The organism is Roseateles toxinivorans (assembly GCF_004362525.1).
Lineage (GTDB): Bacteria > Pseudomonadota > Gammaproteobacteria > Burkholderiales > Burkholderiaceae_C > Paucibacter > Paucibacter toxinivorans.
Genome location: NZ_SNXS01000004.1, coordinates 616,078 through 638,828, shown reverse-complemented (window position 1 = coordinate 638,828; position 22,751 = coordinate 616,078). Strand labels below are relative to the sequence as shown.

General features: G+C 69.2%; 17 protein-coding genes. 10 read left to right on the top strand and 7 right to left on the bottom strand.

All coding sequences use genetic code 11. The annotated features are described in order from the left end of the window. The first annotated feature begins 111 nt into the window (after positions 1-111). Both DES47_RS18000 and DES47_RS17995 read left to right on the top strand, forming a co-directional pair. The gene (locus DES47_RS18000; protein WP_133702095.1) at positions 112-8,898 is read left to right on the top strand and encodes a glycoside hydrolase family 94 protein; all 8,787 of its coding nucleotides are present in this window, start codon (positions 112-114) and stop codon (positions 8,896-8,898) included. A 50-nt stretch (positions 8,899-8,948) separates the two neighbouring features. Then, the gene (locus tag DES47_RS17995; RefSeq protein WP_133702094.1) at positions 8,949-10,916 is read left to right on the top strand and encodes a hypothetical protein; all 1,968 of its coding nucleotides are present in this window, start codon (positions 8,949-8,951) and stop codon (positions 10,914-10,916) included. Between the two features lie 32 nt (positions 10,917-10,948). Here DES47_RS17995 and rpoN read toward each other — a convergent pair whose 3' ends face one another. Further along, complete coding sequence (gene rpoN / locus DES47_RS17990) at positions 10,949-12,352, bottom strand: RNA polymerase factor sigma-54 (protein ID WP_133702093.1); 1,404 nt, start codon at positions 12,350-12,352, stop codon at positions 10,949-10,951. A 239-nt stretch (positions 12,353-12,591) separates the two neighbouring features. Between rpoN and DES47_RS17985 the strand changes: the two genes are divergently transcribed. Further along, positions 12,592-13,866 (top strand): cation:proton antiporter, encoded by a 1,275-nt coding sequence (locus tag DES47_RS17985; RefSeq protein ID WP_133702092.1) that lies wholly within the window; start codon positions 12,592-12,594, stop codon positions 13,864-13,866. Here DES47_RS17985 and DES47_RS17980 read toward each other — a convergent pair whose 3' ends face one another. The 4 genes from DES47_RS17980 to DES47_RS17965 are packed head-to-tail and all read right to left on the bottom strand — an operon-like array spanning position 13,867 to position 15,229. Further along, entirely contained in the window at positions 13,867-14,049 is a 183-nt protein-coding gene (locus DES47_RS17980; RefSeq protein ID WP_133702091.1) for a hypothetical protein, read from the bottom strand. Further along, positions 14,046-14,465, bottom strand: coding sequence for a hypothetical protein (locus DES47_RS17975; RefSeq protein WP_133702090.1), 420 nt, complete (start codon positions 14,463-14,465; stop codon positions 14,046-14,048). Before DES47_RS17975 ends, DES47_RS17980 begins: the two co-directional genes overlap by 4 nt. Then, positions 14,452-14,871: a phage holin family protein gene (locus DES47_RS17970; RefSeq protein WP_133702089.1), complete on the bottom strand. Its 420-nt coding sequence runs from the start codon at positions 14,869-14,871 to the stop codon at positions 14,452-14,454. Before DES47_RS17970 ends, DES47_RS17975 begins: the two co-directional genes overlap by 14 nt. Positions 14,872-14,875: 4 nt before the next feature. Further along, positions 14,876-15,229: a hypothetical protein gene (locus DES47_RS17965; RefSeq protein WP_133702088.1), complete on the bottom strand. Its 354-nt coding sequence runs from the start codon at positions 15,227-15,229 to the stop codon at positions 14,876-14,878. A 273-nt stretch (positions 15,230-15,502) separates the two neighbouring features. Between DES47_RS17965 and DES47_RS17960 the strand changes: the two genes are divergently transcribed. Then, on the top strand, positions 15,503-16,891 hold the full coding sequence (locus tag DES47_RS17960; RefSeq protein WP_133702087.1) for a sigma-54-dependent transcriptional regulator: 1,389 nt from the start codon (positions 15,503-15,505) through the stop codon (positions 16,889-16,891). A gap of 55 nt (positions 16,892-16,946) precedes the next feature. Here the strand turns inward: DES47_RS17960 and DES47_RS17955 are convergent, their stop codons facing one another. After that, complete coding sequence (locus tag DES47_RS17955) at positions 16,947-17,564, bottom strand: FxDxF family PEP-CTERM protein (protein WP_133702086.1); 618 nt, start codon at positions 17,562-17,564, stop codon at positions 16,947-16,949. Positions 17,565-17,584: 20 nt separating this feature from the next. Next, positions 17,585-17,809, bottom strand: a complete 225-nt coding sequence (locus DES47_RS28780; RefSeq protein WP_166652057.1) for a glycine zipper 2TM domain-containing protein — start codon at positions 17,807-17,809, stop codon at positions 17,585-17,587. A 264-nt stretch (positions 17,810-18,073) separates the two neighbouring features. Between DES47_RS28780 and DES47_RS17945 the strand changes: the two genes are divergently transcribed. From DES47_RS17945 to DES47_RS17925, 6 genes are all read left to right on the top strand, one after another. Beyond that, a complete protein-coding gene (locus DES47_RS17945) occupies positions 18,074-18,250 on the top strand; it encodes a DUF1328 domain-containing protein (RefSeq protein WP_133702084.1) in 177 nt (58 codons plus the stop codon). Between the two features lie 138 nt (positions 18,251-18,388). Beyond that, positions 18,389-18,901 carry a ferritin-like domain-containing protein gene (locus DES47_RS17940; protein WP_243748361.1) on the top strand — a complete coding sequence of 171 codons (513 nt, stop codon included), beginning with the start codon at positions 18,389-18,391 and terminating at the stop codon, positions 18,899-18,901. A 23-nt stretch (positions 18,902-18,924) separates the two neighbouring features. Beyond that, entirely contained in the window at positions 18,925-19,101 is a 177-nt protein-coding gene (locus tag DES47_RS28775) for a hypothetical protein (protein WP_166652056.1), read from the top strand. Between the two features lie 4 nt (positions 19,102-19,105). Next, a complete protein-coding gene (locus DES47_RS17935; RefSeq protein ID WP_133702082.1) occupies positions 19,106-20,482 on the top strand; it encodes a phospholipase D-like domain-containing protein in 1,377 nt (458 codons plus the stop codon). Then, complete coding sequence (locus DES47_RS17930; protein WP_133702081.1) at positions 20,479-21,795, top strand: AI-2E family transporter; 1,317 nt, start codon at positions 20,479-20,481, stop codon at positions 21,793-21,795. The genes DES47_RS17935 and DES47_RS17930 overlap by 4 nt, the downstream gene beginning before the upstream one ends. 3 nt (positions 21,796-21,798) lie before the next feature. Beyond that, complete coding sequence (locus tag DES47_RS17925; RefSeq protein WP_133702080.1) at positions 21,799-22,701, top strand: YihY/virulence factor BrkB family protein; 903 nt, start codon at positions 21,799-21,801, stop codon at positions 22,699-22,701. Positions 22,702-22,751 lie beyond the last annotated feature (50 nt).

The window sequence follows — 22,751 nt, the reverse complement described above, 5'->3', positions numbered from 1 at the left end:
GCGCGCCTTGCCCTGCGCGCGCCGAGAGCGGGCACGCCAATTGCCCTGTCGGGTCATGGGTGAACGTCTCACCCGCATGAATGGTGCCCGCAAGGGTCGGAGGATGGTTTGATGGCGGTTGGCAATTTGGCGGCACGGGTCTGGCATACCGCGACAGCGGGTCAGTGGCGGCAATGGGGACGCCTGAGCCTGGGCCGGCTGGACCTGGGCCGCGAGGAGGCGCCGCTGCGTGAGGCGCTGTTCAGCGCCGACCAGATGGCCGCCCATGGCCTGGCCCTGGCCCACCAGCATGTGCTGGACCCGCAGCGCCGCCCCGACCAGTTGCTGGCCCGGCTGCGCGCCAATGAAGAGGTGCTCACCGGCGTGGGCAAGCTGCTGGCCGAGGCCGTGGCGGCCGAGCTGCCCATCACCCCGGCGGCCGAGTGGCTGCTCGACAACCTCTATCTGATCGAGGAAGAGATACGCACCGCCCGCCGCCACCTGCCCAAGGGCTACAGCCGCGAGCTGCCGCGGCTGGCCGCACGCAGCGGCGACGCCCAGGGTGTGGGCCGGCCGCGCGTCTATGAGCTGGCGCTGCAGGCGATAGCCCATGCCGACGGCAGCCTGAGCCGCGGCACGCTGAGCCGCTTCGTCGCCGCCTACCAAAGCGTGCAGCCGCTGACCCTGGGCGAGCTGTGGGCCTTTCCCATCATGCTGCGACTGGCGCTGATCGAAAACCTGCGCCGTGTCGGCGTCAGCGTTTCGCTGGGCCGGCAGGACCGCGACGCCGCCGACGGCTGGGCCCAGTCCATGCTGGAGGCGCTGGAGCTGCGCTCCAGCGACCTGATACTGGTGATTGCCGACATGGCGCGCGCCGCGCCCACGCTCAGCAGCGCCTTTGTGGCGGCCTTTGCGCGCCGACTGCAGGGCCAGGGGGCGCAGCTGGCGCTGCCACTGACCTGGGTCGAGCAGCGGCTGGCCGACCAGGGCCAGAGCATCGAGCAGATGGTGCATCTGCAAAGCCAGTCGCAGGCGGCCAGCCAGGTTTCGGTGGCCAACAGCATAGGCAGCCTGCGCCTGCTGGGCGCCATCAACTGGCCCGAGTTCGTCGAGAACCTGAGTAATGTCGAGCAGACCCTGCGCCGTGACCCCAGTGCGGTCTACGAGCAGATGGACTTCATCACCCGCGACGCCTACCGCCTGGCGGTGGAGCGCCTGGCGCGGCGCAGCGGCCGCAGCGAGCTGGAGGTGGCCAGCCATGCGGTCGAGCTGGCCGAGCTGGCGACTCAGCGGCTCAGCGATGCGCAGGGGCTGGAGCGCCAGGGCCATGTCGGCTACTACCTGCTGGGCAACGGCCGCTCGGCACTGGAGCAGTTGCTGGGCCTGCGCGTCAGCCGCTGGCGGGCGCGGCATCCGGCTTGGGCCATGCCGCTGCGCGCCTATGTCGGTGCCGGCCTGGCTGGGGCCCTTCTGCTGGCGGCCGGGCCCTTCCTGAAAGTGGCCTTGGGTGCGCAACTGCCACCCTGGGCCCTGGTGGGCCTGGGTCTGCTGTTGCTGCTGGCCACCTGGCAGCTGTCGCTGGCACTGCTGAACTGGGTCGTCACCCTGTTCGTGCGGCCGCAGGTGCTGCCGCGCATGGACTATGCGCTGGGCCTGCCGGCCAGTGCCCGCACACTGGTGGTGGTGCCGACGATGCTGAGCAGCCCGGCCGGCATCGAGTCCCTGCTTGAAGGCCTGGAGCTGCGCTTCCTCGCCAACCGCGATGCCCAGTTGCAGTTCGCCCTGCTGACCGATCTGGCCGATGCCCGCGAGGAGCACCGGCCCGAGGACGCCGGGCTGATCGCCCTGGCCAGCGCCGGTATCGCTGCGTTGAATGTCCGCTATGCCGGTAGCGGCGGCAGCGCGCCCTTTCTGCTGCTGCACCGGCCGCGGCGCTGGAACCCGGGTCAGGGGCACTGGATGGGCCGCGAGCGCAAGCGCGGCAAGCTGGCCGATCTGAACGCATTGCTGCGCGGCCGCGCCAATGCCGGCCCGGACGAGGCCTTTTCGCACCTGGTGGGCGACCGCAGCGCCCTGGCCGCGGTGCGCTATGTGATCACCCTGGACACCGACACCCAGTTGCCGCGCGGCAGCGCCCTGCAGCTGGCGGCCAGCATGGCGCACCCGCTGAACCGCCCGCGCTTCGGCAGCGGCGTGCAGGCGCGTCGCGTGGTCGAGGGCCATGCCATCCTGCAGCCCCGCGTCGGCCTGAGCCTGCCCAGCACCGCCCGTTCGGGCTATGCCCGCCTGCATGGCGGCGAGCCCGGCATCGACCCCTACACCCGCGCCGTCTCGGACGTCTATCAAGACCTGTTCGACGAGGGCTCCTTCATCGGCAAGGGCATTTACGACGTCGATGCGTTCGAGTACGCGCTGGGCGAACAGCTGCCCGACAACCGCATCCTCAGCCACGACCTGCTCGAAGGGTGCTATGCCCGCGCCGGCCTGCTCAGCGATGTGCAGCTGATGGAAGAGGCGCCGCTGCGCTACGGCGCCGACGTGGCCCGCCGCCACCGCTGGATACGCGGCGACTGGCAGTTGCTGGGCTGGCTGCGTGCGCGCCTGTACCTGCTGCCAGACCGGCCCCTAAATCCTCTGTCCGCCCTGTCGCGCTGGAAGCTGTTTGACAACCTTCGCCGCAGCCTCGGCCCCGCCGTGCTGCTGAGCCTGTTGCTGATCGGCTGGTTGGCCCTGCCCGAACCGGGCATGTGGACGGTGCGCGTGCTGCTCATCATCGGCCTGGTGCCGCTGACCGCGCAGCTGCTGGACCTGCTGAAGCGCCCGCTCAATCTGACCGGACTCAATCCCCGCCATGTCGGCGTGCAGCCGTTCGGCCAGCAGTTGCTGCAGCTCGTGCAGACGCTGGCCTGCCTGCCGCACGAGGCCGGTTACACACTGCATGCGATCGCGGTGACGCTGTGGCGCAGCGTCGCCACCAAGCGCAATCTGCTCGAATGGACGGCCTCGGCCGATGTGCGCCAGGGTGCGCCGGCCGGCAGCCTGAGGGCCCTGGGCCAGACAGCCGCACGCATGTGGCTGGGGCCGCTGGTTGCGGCACTCGCGGCTGCCGCGTTGCTGCGGCTGCGCCCCGAGGCGCTGCCGCAGGCCGCACCGATGCTGCTGTTGTGGCTGGCCTCGCCACTGCTGATGTGGTGGCTGGACCGTCCGCTGCGCGCCCGCCGCCCGGCGCTGAGCCAGGCGCAGCAGCGCTATCTGCGCGCCATGGCGCGCCGCACCTGGGCCTTTTTCGACACCTGCGTCGGCGCCGAAGACAACCATCTGCCGCCCGACAATCTGCAGGAGCACCCGGTGCCCCGCATCGCCCACCGCACCTCGCCGACGAATATCGGCTTTGCGCTGCTGGCCAATCTTACGGCCCATGACCTGGGCTACATCACCTTGAGCCAGATGCTGGCGCGCATCGGCGCCACACTCGACACGCTGGAGCGCCTGGAGCGCCACCGCGGCCACTTTCTCAATTGGTACGACACCCAGACCCTGGAGCCGCTGCGGCCCCGCTATGTGTCCACCGTGGACAGCGGCAATCTGATGGCCCAGCTGCTGACGCTGCGCGGTGGCCTGCTGACGATGGCCGACGAGTCGCTGCTGACGCCGACCTGGTGCGCCGGCCTGGCCGACACCTATGCGCTGCTGCGCGAGGCCCTGACCGAGAGCGAATCCACCCTGCCGCTGGCGGCCTTCGAGCAGTTGCTGCAGCGCTGGTGCGACACGCCCATCGTCACCCTGGGCGGCCTGCGCCAGGCGCTGGAAAGCCTGCATGCCGCCTGCACCGAGCTGCTGGCGGCCGTGGCCCTGCAGGCACTGACCGGCGAGGCCAAGCGCTGGGCGCAACGCCTGACCCTGCAATGCCTGGCGGCGCTGGACGAGCTGGCCGATCTGTTGCCAGATGCCGATACGCCGCTCGAGCACCCGCATCTGGCGGGTGATGCGACCCTGCGCGAACTCGCCGGGCGGGTCGATGCCAGCGAGGCCGCGCAGGCCTGCCTGGCCCGGCTCGAGGCGCTCGCCGCCCGCGCCGGCGCACTATGCGAGATGGAGCAGGGCTTTCTGTACGACAGCTTCCGTCACCAGATGGTGATTGGCTACAACGTGGACGAGCACAGCGCCGACACCGGCTACTACGATCTGCTCGCCTCCGAGGCGCGGCTGGGCGTGTTCGCGGCCATCGCCCTGGGCCAATTGCCGCAGGAGAGCTGGTTTGCCCTGGGCCGCCAGCTCAGCACCGTCAATGGCGAGCCGGTGCTGATGTCCTGGAGCGGCTCGATGTTCGAGTACCTGATGCCCATGCTCTTGATGCCCAGCGACGCCCATACCCTGCTGGACCAAAGCTGCATGGCGGCGGTGGGCCGGCAGATCGAGTATGGCCGCGAGCGCGGCGTGCCCTGGGGCATCTCGGAGTCGGGCTACAACGCCACCGATGCGGCGCTGAACTACCAGTACCGCGCCTTTGGCGTGCCCGGCCTGGGCCTGAAGCGGGGCCTGGCCGAGGACCTGGTGGTGGCGCCCTACGCCAGCCAGATGGCCCTGCTGCTGGAGCCGGTGGCGGCCTGCGAGAACCTGCAGCGGCTGCAAGCCTTGGGCGCCAGCGGCATCTATGGCTTTCACGAGGCGGTTGACTTCACGCCGCTGCGCCTGCCTCGCGGCCAGAGCCAGGCAGTGGTGCGTTCCTATATGGCCCATCACCAGGGCATGGGCCTGCTGGCCATGGCCCAGGTGCTGCGCGGCCCGCGCATGCAGCAGTTCTTCGCGGCCGACCCGCGCCTGCTGGCCACCCTGCCCCTGCTGCACGAGCGGGTGCCCAAGGGCGTGGTGCCCCATGCGGCTGCGGCCGAGCGGGCGGCGCTGCGCAGCCCCACCTCCGGCAGCGAGGTGCCGGTGCGCTGTTTCACCGACCCCAACACACCGGCGCCCGAGGTGCATCTGCTGTCCAATGGCAGCTACCACGTGATGGTGACCCAGGCCGGCGGCGGCTACAGCCGACACAGGGACATGGCCGTGACCCGCTGGCGCGAAGACAGCACCTGCGATGCCTCGGGCAGCTTCTGCTACCTGCGCGACGTTGACAGCGGCGCGGTGTGGTCCACCGCCCACCAGCCGACCCGCAGCACCGGCGGCCACTACCAGGCCATCTTCTCGGAGGGCCGGGCCGAGTTCCGGCGCCGCGACCATGGCATCGAGACGCATACCGAGATCGCCGTGTCCCCCGAGGATGCGATCGAGCTCAAGCGTGTGCGCATCAAGAACACCAGCCGCAGCACGCGCCAGATCGAGATCACCAGCTATGCCGAGGTGGTGCTGGCCACGGCGGCCAGCGATATGCAGCACCCGGCCTTCAGCAAGCTGTTCGTGCAGACCGAGATCCTGGCCGAGACCGGCGCCCTGCTGTGCAACCGCCGCCCGCGCGCTTCCAATGACGCCTCACCCTGGATGCTGCAGCTGCTGGCCGTGCACGGCATGCGCGGCAGCAAGGGCGGCACGGTATCGCATGAGACCGACCGCGCCCGCTTCATCGGCCGTGGCGGCAGCCTGCAGGAGCCGCTGGCGCTGCGCCAGCGCGGGCCGCTGTCGAACACCGCCGGCTCGGTGCTGGACCCGGTGGCGGCCAGCCGCTGCGTGGTCACCCTAGGGCCGGACCAGAGCATCATCGTGGACATCGTCATCGGCGTGGCCGACAGCCGCGACGGCTGCCTGGCCCTGGTCGAGAAATACCGCGACCGGCGCCTGGCCGAGCGGGTGTTCGAGCTGGCCTGGACGCACAGCCAGGTGGTGCAGCGCCAGCTCAACAGCAGCGAGGCCGAGGTGCAGCTGTATGCCCGCCTGGCCAGCGCGGTGATCTTCAACCAGAGCACCCTGCGCGCCGACCCGGCCATCATCAAGCAGAACCGCCGCGGCCAGTCGGGCCTGTGGGGCTACACGATCTCGGGCGATCTGCCCATCGTGCTGGTGCAGATCGGCGACATCGCCCATATAGAGCTGGTGCGCCAGCTGGTGCAGGCCCATGCCTGGTGGCGACTGAAGGGCCTGGCCGTTGATCTGGTGGTCTGGAACGAGGAGCGCGACATTTACCGCCAGCAGCTGCATGAGCAGATCCTGGGCCTGGTGTCGGCCGGCGTCGAGGCCCATGTGATTGACCGGCCGGGCGGCATCTTCGTGCGCCATGCCGAGCAAATCTCGTACGAAGACCGGGTGCTGCTGCAGTCGGTGGCGCGCGCCGTGTTCAGCGACCAGCGCGGCAGCCTGGCCGAGCAGCTGGAGCGCGGCCCGCGTATGGAGCGGCGCAGCAACAATGCCGCGACGGCGCGTGCCGGCCATGAGCGACGCCAGCAGCCTCTGGTGGCCAGCCGCGCTTACCGCCCACAGCCGGGCCCGCTGCCTGGCCAGCTTTCGGCCTCACGCGGCGACGATCTGGCCCTGTTCAACGGCCTGGGCGGCTTCAGTGCCGATGGCCGTGAGTACGTTATTGCGCCGGCACCGGGCCAGACCACGCCTGCGCCCTGGTCGAACGTGATCGCCAACCCGGGCTTCGGCAGCGTCATCTCCGAGGCCGGTTCGGCCTACACCTGGTTCGAGAACGCCCACGAGTTCCGCCTCACGCCCTGGCACAACGACCCGGTCACCGACGCCTGCGGCGAGGTCTTCTATCTGCGCGACGAGGAAACCGGCCACGTCTGGTCGCCGAGCCGCGCTGACACGACGGCCACCTGCACCACCCGCCACGGCTTCGGCTGCAGCCGCTTCGAGCGGACGGTGGACGGCATCGCCAGCGAGCTGGAGGTGTTTGTTGCGGTGGACGCGGCCGTCAAGTTCAGCGTACTGCGTCTCACCAATCGCTCCGATCGGCCACGTCGCCTCTCGGCCACCGGCTATGTCGAATGGGTGCTGGGCGCCGTGCGCGAGGCCACTGCGCCCCACCTGGTCACCTCGATGTCGGGCGAGGCCGGCCCCCTGATGGTGCGCAACCCCTACAGCAATGACTACCCGGAGTGGGTGGCCTTCTTCGATGTCGATGCCCATCACCACCGCGCCGGCAGCATGACCTGCGACCGCAGCGAGTTCATCGGCCGCAATGGAAGCCTGGTCGACCCGATGGCCCTGCGTAGCCAACGGCTGCTGGGCCGCGTCGGCGCGGCGCTGGACCCCTGCGCAGCGATCCAGGCGCCGCTGGACCTGGACCCCGGCGAAACGCGCGAGATCGTGTTCCGCCTCGGTGCGGCGCGCAATGTCGATGAAGCCCAGCAGCTGGTACACAGGATGCGGCTGCCGGGCGCGGCGGCGATGGCTTTGCAGGCCGTGCAGCGGCATTGGGACGAGGCGCTGGGTGCCGTGCAGGTGCACACGCCCGATGCGGCGCTGAACCAGTTGACCAATGGCTGGCTGGTCTATCAAACCCTGGCCTGCAGGATGTGGGCGCGCAGCGGCTACTACCAGTCAGGCGGAGCCTATGGTTTCAGGGATCAGCTGCAGGACGCCATGGCCCTGGTGCACACCCGCCCCGACCTGCTGCGCGAGCAGCTGCTGCTGTGCGCGGCACACCAGTTCGTCGAGGGCGATGTTCAGCACTGGTGGCATCCGCCGGTGGGCCGCGGCGTGCGCACCCATATCTCGGACGACTATCTGTGGCTGCCGCTCGGGCTGAGCCGCTACCTCGAATGCACCGGCGACCGCAGCATCCTGGACGAGTCCGTGTCCTTCCTGGACGGCCGCGCGGTGGCGCCGCAAGACGAATCCAACTTCGAGCTGCCGATGCGCTCCAGCGAGTCGGGCACGCTGTACCAGCACGCCAGGCGCGCGCTGCTGCATGGCCTGCGCCTGGGCGAGCACGGCCTGCCGCTGATGGATGGCGGCGACTGGAACGACGGCATGAACCGCGTCGGCCACGAGGGCCGGGGCGAGAGCGTCTGGCTGGGCTTCTTCCTGTGCGAGGTTCTGCGCCAGTTCGCCCCGCTGGCTCAGAGCCTGGACGACGATGCACTGGCCGTGCGCTGCGAGGCCGAGCGCAAGGCCCTGGCGCAGCAGCTGGAGCTGCATGGCTGGGACGGCGCCTGGTACCGCCGCGCCTTTTTCGACAACGGCGCGCCGCTGGGCTCCAGCGAAAGCCCGGAGTGCCAGATCGACTCGATCGCGCAGAGCTGGGCCGTGCTGTCCGGCGTCGCGCCGCCTGCCCACGCGCGCCAGGCGATGGACGCGCTGGCCGTGCGGCTGGTCAGCCCCGTTCAGGGCCTGGTCAAGCTGCTGGATCCGCCGTTCAACGGTGCCGGCCCCGACCCCGGCTATATCCGCGGCTATGTGCCCGGCGTGCGCGAGAACGGCGGCCAGTACACCCATGGCGCCATCTGGGCGGCCATGGCCTTTGCCGAGCTTGGCGACGTGCAACGCGCCTGGCAGCTGCTGGACATCATCAACCCGGTCAACCATGGCCGCACGCCGGCCGAGCTGAACGTCTACAAGGTCGAGCCCTATGTGATGGCCGCCGACGTCTACAGCGTCGCCCCCCACGTCGGGCGCGGCGGCTGGAGCTGGTACACCGGCTCGGCCGGCTGGATGTACCGGCTGATCATCGAGCAGTTGCTGGGCATTCACCTGGAGCACCGTGACGGTCAGGCCTGGCTGCGGCTGGCGCCGCGTCTGCCGGCGCACTGGCCGGGCTTCAAGTTCAGCTACCGCTACCGGAGCAGCCACTACCAGGTGATGGTGGAGCAAGTGGAGACCGGCACGAAGGCCGCCCTGACGATGGATGGCCAGCCGCAAGCAACGATCAGCCTGCCCCTGCGCGACGACGGGCTCACGCATGAGGCGCTGCTGCGCCTGCCGCCCAACGCGGGGTGTATCCCCAGGGCGAAGGAGGACAACCGGGCATAGCGCAGGCACACTGTTGCCGCCGTAGGCACCGTCACATCAAACCCCGAGATATGGACAACACCTCATCGACGCCCGTCACCGATGCCCTGACCCTCTGGGAGCTCTTGAACCGCAAGGGCGGCCTAGCCCCGGCCAGCCATGACGCCAGCTTGGTCGCCAGCCTGTGCCACTCGCTGGGCGTTCCTGCCGGCAGTGACATCGGGACCTTTCTGGCCAGCCGGCCGATCGATGTCAGCAGCTTTCTGATTGCGGTGCTGACGGCCCTGGAGCCCTTCGGTCTGATGCTCAGCGAAACCTTAGCGATGTTCGAGCGCCACGGCGTCAAGGGCAGCAATGACGGCATGCTGGTGCAGTTCGACTTCGGGCAGGCCGAGGGCAAGCTGGGTTTCGACGCCCATCACTTCCGGTGCGCGATGGCCAGCCATCAGGCCCTGCAACAAGCGGTGGCCGTGCACCTGTTCGACAAGCGGGATTTGTGGCAGCTGCGTGAGGTGTTGCTGAGTTGTCTGCCCCCGCAGGACCAAGACTTCCACGCCCTGCCAGTCGATGCGCCGGCGCGGGCCTGGCTCGTCGAGGCCCTGGCCCCGAATGGCTGGCCCTACACCCGGCCGGCGCCGCTGCCGCCGGCGGACGCCGGCAACGAGTTGCGCCAGGCCATGGCGCCTGTGTTGATGGCCGCCGGCCTGTCCTTCTCGCGCATGGCACGGTATGCCGACCGGGAGCGCATGCTCGCGGCGGCTGGTGACGGAGATTCGCCCGAACCCGGCGGCACACTGCGCAGCAGCATCTTGGAGTGGGGCGAGCAGACCTTCGGCTACGCCCAGTCGGACTTGCTGGCCTGGCAGCTGCTGCGCCTTTGCTGGAAGCTGTTCGAGCGTCATCGGGCTCCCTCGCCGCTGCGAGCCCAACTGGCCTGGCAGATCGAAGCGGCCATCGCCCAGCATTCTGAGCAGAGCATTCACCGCGATCCCGTTCGGCAGCTCGAGGACCTGCTGGACCTGCCCTGGTGGCAGCAGCGCCACCAGCTGTACAGCGTCTGGTTGGTCACCGTCGTGGAGGCAGCCGTGCCGCCGCCGCTGCGCTTCAGCCTGCACCCGGTCGATGGCCGACTGGAGTTCGCCTTCAAGGCCACCCATGTCGCCGACATTGATGGCGCCGCCGCGCCGATCCAGCTGGTCGCGGAGCTGTACACCGGCCGCAACGGCGTGAGTCTGCAGGGCAAGAGCCGTCAGGAAGGCATACAGCCCGACTATGTGCTGACACAGACCGGCGTCGAGGAGCAGGTGTTTTACGTGCTCGAAGCCAAGCAGTACCGCAAGCCCAGTCGGAGCAACTTCGCCGCCGCACTGCACGACTATGCAGCGGTGCACCCTGCTGCTGTCGTCGCCTTGGCCAACTACGGGCCGATGACCCCCGACCTGGAGGCGAGCCTTCGCGAGCTGATCGCCACGAGCCGGGTCGGCGCCGCGGATGAGCTGGTCCTGCGCTGCCGACCCTTCGGCCATGTCGAACCCAGCCGCCGTGACGATGTCGCCCGGCTGAGCGCCGACATCCGCGCCAGCCTTGAGGCCCGGCCGCTGCCAATGCGGCCGATGGTCGTGATCGACGCATCCGGCTCGATGGTGGACCAGTTGCCGGAGCAGCTCGACGATACCGAGGTCGCCGCGCTCTGGGCGGCGATCGCCCACCCCGGTGCGCAGATCGTCATCATCAACCAGGAGCGCCGCGAAGAGATGTCCCCGACCCCAAGCCCGCAGGCGCTGATTGCGGCCATCCGTGGGCTCATCAGGCCCGGTGTTGGTCTGCATATCGAGCTGCCGCCTTCACAGCCGCACCCTGCCGCCCTGCTGGTGACCGACGGCCAGGGCTTCGAAGAGACCCGGAGCCAGCATTTCAGATATCTGGCCGTGCTGGTGCTCAAGGGCGGCGACTGGCCGCTGCTGCACGCACCTCGGGCCGACGGCAGCACCGTCGAGCGCGCCTTCCCGGGGTTGGCGGCCGGATGCGCGCTGGGCTGAGCGGCGACGACGCGCCGACTCAGCACCGCCCCTCAGGCCGGTCGGCCCTGGCGCCCAACTGCGGGAATGTGCAGCAGTTGGCGGTACTTGGTGACGGTGCGCCGCGCCACCACCAGGCCCTGGCGGGCCAGCTGGCGGGTGATGGCGGCATCGGACAGCGGCGCGCCGGGCTTCTCGGCCTCGATGATGTCCTGGACCAGGCCACGCAGCGCCGTGCCCGAGCAGCTGTTGCCGCTGGCCATGGTCATCGCCCGGGAGAAGAAATACTTCAGCTCGAACACGCCCAGCGGAGTGGCGATGTACTTGTTGTTGGTGACCCGCGAGACGGTGGACTCGTGCAGCCCCAGCTCCTCGGCAATCTCGCGCAGCCCCATCGGCTTCATGGCCATCACGCCATAGTCCAGAAAGCGCTGCTGGCGGCGCACGATGGCCTCGCCGACGCTGAGAATGGTCGAGAAGCGCTGTGCCACGTTCTTCAGGGTCCAGCGGGCATCCTGCAGATGGGCGGCCATGGCATGGTCTTGAGCACTCCGGTGGCGCTGGAACAGCTCGGCATAGCCCTGGTTCAGGCGCAGGCGCGGCACGACAGTGGGATTGAGCTGCACCGTCCAGCTGCCGCGCAGCTTGCGCGCAATCAGATCCGGCACCAGGTAGTGGATCTGCTGATGACCGAAGGCAGCCCCCGGCCGCGGATCAAGGCGGCGGATCAAGGCGCACACGGCATCGATCCCGGCCACGCTGCTGCCCAGGCTGCGTGCCATGCCGGCCACGTCACGCGCGGCCAGGGCCGACAGCTGCTCGTTGAGGATGCGGCGTGCCAGCGCACGCTGAGCCGGATCACTCACGACCTGGAGCTGCAGCAGCAGGCACTCCGCCAGGCTGCGCGCGGCCACGCCGGCAGGGTCCAGCGACTGCACGCGGCACAGCGCGATCTGCAACTCCTCAGGCAGGGCCGGCGGCGACAGCGCGGTGACGGCCACCAGTTCACTCAATTCGCAACGCAGATAGCCGTCGTCATCGAGCGAGTCCACCAGGGCGCTGGCCAGCAGGCCATCGCGCTGCGGCAGCGACAGCACGCCCAGCTGGCCATGCAGATGCTGAGCCAGCGAGCCGGGCATCGCGATCAGGTCCAGCGCCCTGGTGTCCCCGCCCTCGCCGCCGGCACCCGACTGGCCGGAGGCCACACCCTCGGCCTGCCAGAGGTCGCGTTCGTCTTCGGTCTCATCCTGCGGCTCGACCTCCGAGTCGCTGTCGGCCTGCGCCTCCACCTCAGCCTCCGCCTCCTCGCTTTCGAGAAAGGGATTGCTGCCCATCAGCTGGTTCAGCTCCTGGGCAAATTCCAGGGACGACAGCTGCAGCAGCTTCACCGCATGCTGCAGCCTGGGCGACAGCGTCTGCTGCTGTCTGTGATCCGCGTGCAGGGCCATGGAACTCATCTTGGGAAAGTCCTCCGGTGTCGTGTCAGCCGAATGACGCAAGTGCCGTGCCCGATTGCCACCCAGGGTGGCCGCACCGTGGGTGGCTGCCGCTTACCGATATGCCGTCGCGGCTTGCGGCAAGGTTTGCAGACAGACACTCCGCCGGCTGCAAACGTATCCCGAGGTAAGCGGAGTACCCTGGCTCCAATCAACCCACGCCACAAGCCCATGCACTCAAACTCCCTGACCGCCCCGCAATGCTGACCGCCTCGCTGCTGCTGCTGGGCGTCGTACTGATCGCCATGGGCCTGGCCGAGCACCCGATGCGGCGCCTGCCGCTGTCACCGGCGGTCGTCTATCTGATGGTCGGCTGGGGTGTCGGTGCCCTGGTCAAGCCCTGGCACGAGGCCACGGCTCAGGGCTACGCGCCGGTGATGGTGGTGGTCACCGAGGTGGCGGTGCTGATCTCGCTGTTTGCCGTCGGCCTGCGCCTGCGCGTGCCGCCGCTCTGGCGGGCCTGGCGCGTGGCCGCCCTGCTGGCCACGGTGGGCATGGTGATCACGATTGCGCTGTCGGCCGCCGCCGCCCATTGGCTGCTGGGCATGGGCTGGCCGCTGGCCCTGCTGCTGGGCGCCGTGCTCGCGCCTACCGACCCGGTGCTGGCCTCGGAGGTGCAGATACGCTCCGAAAATGACCGCGACGCGGTGCGCCTGTCGCTCACCGCCGAGGGCGGGCTCAACGATGGCACGGCGCTGCCGGCGGTGATGCTGGCCCTCGGCCTGCTGGGTCTGCACAGCCTCGGCACCGGTGACCTGCCCTGGCTGAAGTGGGTGTGGGCCGACCTCTTATGGCCCATCGTCGGCGGCGCGCTGCTGGGCTGGGCCTGCGGCCATGGCCTGGGCTGGGCGATACGCATGCGCCTGCGCCGCCAGCACGAGCTGGGCTGGGACGAGCTGCTGTATCTGGGCGCCATCGCCCTCAGCTATGGGCTGGCCCGCGCCACGGCCACCTCGGCCTTTCTGGTCGTGTTCGTGGCCGGCGTCGCGCTGTTCCACGAGGGTACCCGGGCCGCCGCCGCCATGGCTGAGGCCAAGGCCGACAGCACCCATCTGTCACGCCGCCTGCTGGCCTTCGGGCAGCGCTGCGAGCGCCTGGTCGAGGTCAGCATGGTGCTGTGCCTGGGCGTGGCCATGCCCTGGGTGGACTGGAGCTGGCCGCAGGTCGGCTTCGCCCTGCTGCTGATCTTCATCGTTCGGCCGGTCAGCGTCTATGCCTCGCTGCTGGGCAGCGGCCTGCCCGCCACCCAGCGCCGCCTGCTGGCCTGGTTCGGCATACGCGGCGTCGGCTCGCTGTTCTACCTGGCATTTGCGCTGGAGCATGGCCTGAAGGGCCAGCAGGCCAGCGTGCTGACCTCGGTCTGCCTGCTCAGCATCGCCGGCTCCATCGTGCTGCACGGTGTGTCGGCGACGCCGCTGATGGGGCACTATCAGAAGCATCGGAGCCGGAGGGCGGGGAAGACCCCGCCGGGGTGATCACGGCTGCTGCGGCGCCGGCCTCAGATTGCCGCCCTCGCCCTCCCAGGTCTGCATGGCCTCGGACTTCGGCCTTGGCACGACGGCTTGCAGGCGATGGCGGTGGACGCGGCGGCAGGCCATCAGGCTGCTGGTGACCAGCGCTGACAGTGCGACGACAAAAACAAGCTTTTCGGGTTTCATATGGGATCCTGGGTTGGGTGGTTGGACGCTCGGCGCCGACGCGTCCAGAGGCTGGACAGCCGGCCCAGCAGGCTCAGCGCCAGCGCCGGACTGATATGGGTGCGCAGCAGCTTCGGCACGAGGGGCCACAGGGTCTGCAGCAGCAGCGCCCCGAGCCCGAGGGCGCCGGGCACGGCGGCCGTGGACACCGGGGGCGCCGCAGCACGAGGCCTGAAGACGCGGCCCAGCAGCCATGCACCGGCAACGGTCAGCGCACCCTGGCCCAGTCGGCGCAGCAGGCTGTCGTTGACGCGTGTCACCAGCACCCGGCCTTGCTTGCGCAGCTGCAGCTCGCGCGCGATCAGCCGGGCCTCGGCCAGCCGGATCTGTGCGTCCAGCGCCTGCAGGCCACTGGCCGGTGATTCAGTGCGGCTCATGAGAAGTACCTGTTGCGGTTGAAGGCGCGGCGGTGAGGTGGCGCAACGTGGCGGGCACGCCCAGTTGCCTGGCCCAGGCGCAGGCCTTGCCGAAGGCCAGCGCCGCGGCGAGACTGTTGAGCCCGAGCACGACCAGCAGGGCCCAGCCCCAGCCCAGCCCGGCGGCCAGCATCGCAGCCGTGAGCCCGACCCACAGCGCCAGCCAGGCGGTGGCCGCCAGCACCAGCGCGGCCGCGCCCAGCATCAGCAGGCGGCTCAGCGCGATACCGGCCCGCCGCAACTCAAGCGCCAGCAGATGGACCCGGTCGCTGACCAGGCCGGGCAGCTGCTGGAGCACACCGCTCAACAGCTGAGGCAGCGTGGGCTCGGCCGCTGGCGGCGCAGCGGTGGTGTTGGGCGCCGACATCGGCTCAGCGCGCCAGACGGCTCACGAGCACCCCCAGGGCCACCGCGGTGGCCAGGGCCGCCAGCGGATGTTCGCGCACGGTGCAGCGCAGGCTTTCCGTCCACTCTTGCTGGGTCTCGCTGAGTCGATCGGCACCGGCATGCACCGAGTCCGAGGCCTGATCGACGCCGCGGCGGATGCGGTCCACCGCCGGGCCGGCGGTGGCGGCAAGGCGGTCCACGGCCTCGTGGGCGCCCTTGGCGACGCGGTTGATCAACTCGTCGGTATGCGCGCCGTCGAGCAGGCGGTCCAGGCCGGCAGCGGCATCGGCGGTGCCGGTGGCGTTGTTGGATGAGGTGTTGGCATTGACGATGGCCATGTGGCGCTCCTGAGTGGGTTGACAAGGCCGTATGGCCCCGGAACACCGTAGTTGGCAATCGGCATGCCCGCCGCAGCGGGCACGCCGATTCGGCAACAGGCGCTTACCTGCCCGATGGGCCCTTTGCCGGCACCGGCAAGGCACTCAGGTATGCTGCGTAAACATTACCGATGCGCACGACCGAAGCCTCAGTGCGACGACACCGCCGCAGAGTTCTGCACCCTTGACCGCGCCTGTCGGCGCGGCAAGCCCGCTGTCCACGGAGAACTCGATATGGGCCACGCACTGATCGTCGAAGACGACGCCGACTCGGCCGAGCTGATGGCCGCCTTGATCGCCACACAGAATTTCAGCGTCGCCACCGCGCACAGCCTGCGCGATGCGCGCCGCCAGATGGCGCTGCAGACCCCCGACATTGTGCTGCTGGACCTGCAGCTGCCGGACGGCAGCGGCATGGACCTGTTCGCCGACCCTCAGCTGACCGCGCAGTCCGAGATCGTGTTGATCACCGGCCACGCCAGCCTCGACACCTCGATCCAGGCGCTGCGCATGGGTGCGGCCGACTACCTGATCAAGCCGGTCAATCTGAAGCAGCTGCAGGGCATTCTGTCGCGGGTGATGCAGCCCTCGACCCTGCAGGCCGAGCTGGCCTCGCTGAACACGAAGTGGCAGCAAAGCGGCCACTTCGGCCCGCTATGGGGCCGCGCACCGGCCATGAAGCGCATCTACGAGCAGATTTCTCGGGTGGCCGGCACGGCGGTGACGGTGTTCATCACCGGCGAAAGCGGTACCGGCAAGGAGGTGGTGGCGCAGGCCGTGCACGACCTCAGCCGGCGCCGCAAGCAGCCCTTCCTGGCGGTCAATTGCGGCGCGATCTCGCCCAATCTGATCGAGAGCGAGATCTTCGGTCACGAGAAGGGCAGCTTTACCGGCGCCGATCGCCAGCATCAGGGCTTTTTCGAGCGCGCCCATGGCGGCACCCTGTTCCTCGACGAGATCACCGAGATGCCGATGGAGCTGCAGGTCAAGCTGCTGCGCGTGCTGGGCACCGGCACCTTCATGCGGGTGGGCTCGACCCAGCCCCAGGCCACCGATGTGCGGGTGATAGCCGCCACCAACCGCTCGCCCGACCAGGCCGTGGCCTCGGGCCGTTTGCGCGAGGATCTGCTCTACCGCTTGAATGTGTTCCCGATCGAACTGCCACCGCTGCGCGAGCGCAGCGAGGATGTGCCTCTGCTGGCCGAGCACTTTCTGGCCGAGGTCTGCCAGCGCGAGGGTTCGCTGAAGGCCTTTTCTCCGGCGGCGCTGGCGCTGCTGAGCGGCTACCGCTGGCCCGGCAATGTGCGCGAGCTGCGCAATGTGGTGCAGCGTGCCTATGTGATGGCCGACGGCCCGACCATCAGCGACGAATGGCTGCCGCAGACCGGCCAGGCCTCGTCTACATCCCGATTGGAGAAACCGCAGGCCGCGTCATTGGTGATACCGCTGGGCAGTTCGCTGGCCGAGGCTGAGCGCCTGCTGATACTGGCCACCCTGGCCCATTTCGAGCATCAGCGCGAGCGCACGGCCGCTGCCCTGGGCATCAGCCTGAAGACCCTGTACAACCGGCTCAAGGACTACGGCAGCACCGCCGCGCCCGACGAAAAAACGCCGCAGTCGTGAAGACCTGCGGCGCAAATCCCGGCTGAGGCTCGACTCAGCGCAGGGAGGGGACGATTCAGCTGTTGGTGCGGCGCTTGACCATGAAGCCCAGAGCGGCCAGTCCGGCCAGCATCAGTGCATACGATTCGGGTTCCGGCACCGGGGTGATGTTGACAGTGCCGGCATAGCTGGCCGAGATGGCAGAACCCGGCGCCAGGTCGGGAGCGGCCATGCCCATGATCGTGATCACGAAGGGCTGATTGAGACTGACCGGGCCGATCGAGGCCCATTCGAGGGTGCCGGTGGGCGACAGCGCATAGGGCAGGCCGTTGACCCAGACGCTCGACAGATCGATGTTGGAGTTGGTGAAGAAGCCGGTGGTGATCAGTGCCGACGAGAACATGCCGTCGATGCCGCCGGTGAAGGTCAGAACATCGGTGAATGCGCCTGCTTCGATGTGGGTGATACCGAAGCCGCCCGAGAACGCGCCCGGGATCGCCGCATTCGGCACCACCGGCAGATTCAGGTTGATGTTTTCGGCAAACGACGCGGTGGAAGCGATGGTCAGGGCAGCGACCAGGGCTAGTTTCTTCAGGTTCATAGTGAACTCCGGGTTTTCTTCAATCATTTCTGGACAAGAGCGGGTGGGAACGCGGTCTTGCTTGCGGCAAGGCGCCGCGCTGGGTTGTGGCAAGCGGTGTGCCCGCGCCCAGGTCACTTGTTCTTCTTGTCCAGCTCATTGGCGATCACTCCACCCACCACCGCACCGCCCACGACGCCGGCCGTGCTGCCGCCGGTGACAACGGCACCCGCAACACCGCCGACCGCCGCGCCGGTGGCGGTGGCGCGTTCGCGCGCAGACATGTTTGAGCAAGCGCCGAGCCCGGAGGCCAGCAGCAGCATCAAAGCGGCGGTGGAGACAGTTCTGAGGGACTTCATGTGTTTCTCCTGATGGCCGGCAAGGCGCCAGCCCGGCTTGGGCTTCGGAATTGAAGTCACAGCTGCCCTTAGCGGGCAATCGGTGTGCCGCCCCGGGGGGCGACCGCAAGCCAGGCCCGGCATGCGGCGCCGTCCTACACGCCCAGGCGGGTTGCGCCGATGGCTGCCGATGGAGCCCCTGTCTAGACTGGAATCAATCACCAAGGGCTGGCACCGCGGACCAAAAGGGTCAGGACTTGCCCATCACCCCGGAGCGACGACACCATGCTGAAGTGGGCCCTGATTCTTGCCATCGTTTCCGTGTTTGCCGGCCTGCTGGGCTTCACCGGCATTGCCGCTGGCGCGGCCAGCGTGGCCAAGCTGCTGTTCTTCATCTGCGTGGCCGTCGTCATCGTGCTGCTGTCCCTGGCCCTGCTGGGTATTGCCGCCGCCCGAAAGTGACGCCGCGCAGTTTCTTCTCCGTGCGGCGACAGCCGTGCCTGCCTTCCTGAACATTCCGAGGTCCCCATGAGCCACAAACAAAGCCACTCACCGGTGTCAGCCGTGCCCTTCCCCACAGACGCTGCTCAAGATCAGCGGATGGAACTTGACGAGGGCGCCCTGAAGCAGGCCCGATCGGACCTGAGCGACGGCGCGGTGACCCCGAGCTCAGGGCAGTGGGCCCAGCCCATCGTCAAGCTGCTCAATGGCGCGCTGGCCACCGAGTTGGTCTGCGTGCTGCGCTACAAGCGCCACCACTTCACCGCCCATGGCATGTCAGCACCCCGCATTGCCGAGGAGTTCATGGTCCACGCCATCGCCGAATCGGGTCATGCCGACCGTCTGGCCGAACGCATCGTGCAGCTCGGCGGCTCGCCGGACTTCTCGCCCGAGGGTCTGCTGGCCCGCAGCCACGCCGACTACGACGACTCCACCGATCTGAAGGCCATGGTGCGCGCCAATCTGGTGGCCGAACGCATCGCCGTCGAGGCCTACCACCAGATGATCGTGCTGATCGGCGACAAGGACCCCACCACCCGCCGCATGCTCGAAGACATCCTTGCCGACGAGGAAGAGCATGCCGACGAGTTGAAGGACATGCTCGACGCTTGAAACCCGTGCCCAAGGAGACTTCGATGACCACCACCGAACTGGCACGCCGCCTCGGTTTCGCGGAGCGCAGAGATCCGGTGCTCGCACCGGACTCGGCCGAACTCACCCTGGGCTACGAGGCCGCTTATCCCTTTCTGGCGGCAAGTCCGCAGCCGGACGAAGGCGACGATGCACCGGTGCCACCCCATCGCCACGACTGAGTCCATGCGCAAGACCAGCGGCCTGCTGATAGCCCTGTCGCTGCTCGGTCTGCAGGCCTGCTCGATGCTGCCGGTGCGCCCGCCACTGTCGACAGCCGCAGCGGCCGTGCCATCACGGCCCGCGCTGCACGGCGTCAAGGGCCCCATGGCGCCGCAGGCGCGCCAGCGTGTGCTGGCCCAGCTGGCGGCCGAGGGCAAGGCCGATCTGAGCAGCCGCCACCTGGCACTGCTGACCCAGGCCGGCTCCCTGCCCTTCTATACCGGCAATCAGGCTCGGCTCTTGATCGACGGGCCGGCCACCTTTGCCGCCATGTTTGCCGAGCTGGAACAGGCGCGCAGCAGCATCCTGCTGGAAACCTACATCCTCGAAGACCAGGGCCTGGCCCAGCGCCTGGCCGAGCTGCTGCTGCGCAAAGAGGCCCAGGGCGTGAAGACCCATGTGCTCTATGACGCGCTGGGGTCCGTGGCAACGGCGACCGCCTACTTCGATGCGCTGCGCGCCGGCGGCGTGGCCGTCTGCGCCTTCAACCCGGTCAACCCGCTGACGCGCCCGGGCCATTGGGACCTGACGCAGCGCGACCACCGCAAGATCCTGGTCGTCGATGGCGCGGTGGCCTTTGTCGGCGGCATCAACATCAGCGAGGTCTATGCCTCGGGCTCGTTCGGGCGGCGCAAATCGCGCAGCGCCGAACGCGGCTGGCGGGACACCCAGGTGCAGCTGCGCGGTCCGGCCGTGCTAGCACTTGATACGCTGGTGCGCGAGGCCTGGTCGGCGCAGGGTTGCGGCAGTCTGCCCGGCCCCGCCGCTGCGCCGGCAAGCACCGCGGCCGGCACGCAGGTGATACAGATCATTCCGTCCGGCGCCGATGGCAACGAGGCCCGCATGTACGCCGCGCTGCTGACGGCCATCGACGGCGCACAGCGCAGCGTGCACCTGACCATGGGCTACTTCGCGCCCGGCGCCGACATGATTGCGGCACTCACCGAGGCCGCGCAGCGCGGCGTCGATGTGGTGTTGATACTGCCCTCGATGAGCGACTTTGCCCCGGTGCTGCATGCCGGGCGCAGCCACTATGAGGTGCTGCTGCAGGCGGGCGTCAAGCTCCATGAACTGCAGGGCGCGGTGTTGCATGCCAAGACGGCGGTGATCGACGGCGTGTTCTCGACCGTGGGCTCCAGCAATATGGACTGGCGCAGCTTCGTCGGCAACAACGAGATCAACGCGGTGATGATTGGCGACGACTTCGGCCAGGAGATGGAGGCGATGTTCCGCCGCGACCTGGCCGCCTCGGCGCCGGTGACCCTGGCGCAATGGCAGGCCCGGCCCTGGCTGCAACGCGCCAAGGAACAGGCCGCACGCCTGCTGGAGAGCTGGTGGTGAAGCCGGACCCGAGCATCGCTCTGCGCCTGGCCCTGCGGCGGGGGGACAGCACGCGTGGCTCTTTGCGCGCCGCCGAGCGTGCCAATCGCCTGCGCCGCGTGACCGCACTCTCGGAGTCGGCGGCCGAGTCGCTGCGGCTGGCGGCGCAGGGCCGCGACGGTCTGGCCGTGCAGCCCCGCGCCAGCGCACCGATGCTGGTGCTGGCCGTGCTGGCCTGCATGGTGGCCCTGTGGTGGGGTCGCAGCGTGTTGATACCGCTGACCGGCGGGGTGCTGCTGGCCCTGCTGGTGGAGCCGGCCGTGCTGGCCTTGCAGCGGGTCCTTCGCTGGCGTGCCCTGGCCGTGCCGCTGGCGCTGACCGGCGTGGTGGCGGTGGTGATGCTGGCCGGCTATGGTTTCGGGGGCCAGTTGTTGCGCACCGCCGAGCGAGTGCCGGAGATGATCACCCTGGCCGCCCAGCGGGTGCGCGAGATCGATCCGCAAACCGAGTCGCTGACCACCCGGGTGCGCCGCGCACTGGGCGAGCTCGACGCCGCAGCCTCGCGCCTGACCGACTCCGGCCGCCCGGTCGCTCCGCTCGCGCGCAGCCGCCCGAGGCCGGCGCCCGCGGCCGCGGTGGCGGCGCCGGCCGCCTCGGCCCCGTCGGCGCTGACCGAAGACGCCGGCACCGCGCTGCGGGCCACGGCGATGTCGGGCACCACCATGCTGCTGCAGTTCGGCAGCGATGCAACCATCCTGATGCTGGTGGCCTTCTTCGTGCTCACCGGCGCCCCCTCGCTGAGCCGCAAGCTGATCAGCCAGTGGGGCAATGATCCGCGACGGCGTCTGGCCGCCGCCAATGCGCTGCGCGAATGCGGCCGCCAGGTGCGTCTCTATGCAGGCGTGCTGCTGTTCACCAATGTGCTGATCGCCCTGACCGTGTGGCTGATGTTCAGCTGGGCCGGCCTGCCGGACGCGGCGGGCTGGGGAGTGACCGCCGGCGTGCTGCATGTGGTGCCCTATCTGGGCATGGTCATCATGACCGGGCTGGGAGCGGCCGAGGCCTTTCTGGCCTTCGACAGCGGCTCGGCGGCACTGGCCATCGCCGGCCTGCTGCTGGTCAGCTCCACCTTGATCGGCACCGTCATCACCGCTTTTCTGCAGGGTCGCGCGGCACGCATGAATGCCGCTGCCGTGTTCATCGGCGTCGTGCTGTGGGGCGGTTTGTGGGGGCTGTGGGGCCTGTTCCTGGGGCCTGTGCTGATCGTGTTGATGAAGGTGATGGCCGAGCACAGCCGCTCGGCGCAGCGCCTGGCCCTGCTGCTGAGAGGCTGATCGGTGCTCGACAGGGTCTCGGCCGATGCTGTCCATGCCTATCGCATCGCCGGGCTGGCGCTGGAGCGCTTTGCCAGCGTCAACGGCATGCGCTCCGGCGCCGCCGTGGCCTTCTATGCGGCCTTCTCGATGGCGCCGCTGCTGGTGGTGCTGACCGGGCTGCTGGTCTGGCTGCTGGGTGACGCCCAGGCCCAGGCGGCCCTGCTGGGCTCGGTCCGGCAATTGCTCGGCGAGCAGGAGGCGCTCACGCTGCAGGCGATGCTGCTGGAACGCCCGGCACTGACGCTGAGCCTGGGTTCGGGTGCGCTGGCCTCCTGGGTAGCGCTGGCAACAACCTTGCTGGGTTCCACCGGCGTCTTCGTCGAGCTGCGCTCCTCGCTGCAGAACATGCTGGACGAGGCCGAGCCACCGTTTGGCTGGCGCTATCTGCTGCAGGCGCGGTTGATCGCCGTCGGCGTGGTGCTGGGCTGCGGCTTTCTGCTGGCCATCGCGATGGTGCTGCAGGGGCTGGCTCTGGTCGGGTTGAACGGCATGGCCGCACGCTGGCCGCTGCTGGCGCCACTGCTGGCGGGCGCCGAGCTGGGCTGGTCCTGGCTGGTGATCACCGCCCTGTTCACCGTCATGCTGCGCTGGCTGCCCGATGGCCGCCTGCGCTGGCGCTGGGCGCTGGGCGGCGCGCTACTGGCCGCCAGCCTGTTCATGCTGGGCCGCTGGGGCATCAGCCTCTACGTCGCCGGCACGGCCTCGAAGTCCGCGCTGGGCGCGGCCAGCTCCTTCGCGGCGCTGCTGGTCTGGATCTACTGGTCCAGCCAGATCTTTCTGCTCGGAGCGGCCTGGGCTGTGGCCCTGCGCGACAGCGCACTGGCGGGTAGGACGGCGCCCACGCCGCTGCGCGCTGCCGGCTGATCGTCAAGTGCCTGTCGCGATGCCACGATCGGCCATGCTCCGATCCCTGT

Bases quoted from the DNA above. Each gene is read 5' to 3' on its own strand.
- DES47_RS18000 (WP_133702095.1), top strand. From the start codon at position 112: ATGGCGGTTGGCAATTTGGCGGCACGGGTCTGGCATACCGCGACAGCG.
- DES47_RS17975 (WP_133702090.1), bottom strand. From the start codon at position 14,465: ATGAGCCGCACTGAATCACCGGCCAGTGGCCTGCAGGCGCTGGACGCA.
- DES47_RS17940 (WP_243748361.1), top strand. From the start codon at position 18,389: ATGGAACTTGACGAGGGCGCCCTGAAGCAGGCCCGATCGGACCTGAGC.
- DES47_RS17935 (WP_133702082.1), top strand. From the start codon at position 19,106: ATGCGCAAGACCAGCGGCCTGCTGATAGCCCTGTCGCTGCTCGGTCTG.
- DES47_RS17965 (WP_133702088.1), bottom strand. From the start codon at position 15,229: ATGGCCATCGTCAATGCCAACACCTCATCCAACAACGCCACCGGCACC.
- DES47_RS17945 (WP_133702084.1), top strand. From the start codon at position 18,074: ATGCTGAAGTGGGCCCTGATTCTTGCCATCGTTTCCGTGTTTGCCGGC.
- DES47_RS28775 (WP_166652056.1), top strand. From the start codon at position 18,925: ATGACCACCACCGAACTGGCACGCCGCCTCGGTTTCGCGGAGCGCAGA.
- DES47_RS17985 (WP_133702092.1), top strand. From the start codon at position 12,592: ATGCTGACCGCCTCGCTGCTGCTGCTGGGCGTCGTACTGATCGCCATG.
- DES47_RS17970 (WP_133702089.1), bottom strand. From the start codon at position 14,871: ATGTCGGCGCCCAACACCACCGCTGCGCCGCCAGCGGCCGAGCCCACG.
- DES47_RS17995 (WP_133702094.1), top strand. From the start codon at position 8,949: ATGGACAACACCTCATCGACGCCCGTCACCGATGCCCTGACCCTCTGG.
- DES47_RS17960 (WP_133702087.1), top strand. From the start codon at position 15,503: ATGGGCCACGCACTGATCGTCGAAGACGACGCCGACTCGGCCGAGCTG.
- DES47_RS17980 (WP_133702091.1), bottom strand. From the start codon at position 14,049: ATGAAACCCGAAAAGCTTGTTTTTGTCGTCGCACTGTCAGCGCTGGTC.
- DES47_RS28780 (WP_166652057.1), bottom strand. From the start codon at position 17,809: ATGAAGTCCCTCAGAACTGTCTCCACCGCCGCTTTGATGCTGCTGCTG.
- rpoN (WP_133702093.1), bottom strand. From the start codon at position 12,352: ATGAGTTCCATGGCCCTGCACGCGGATCACAGACAGCAGCAGACGCTG.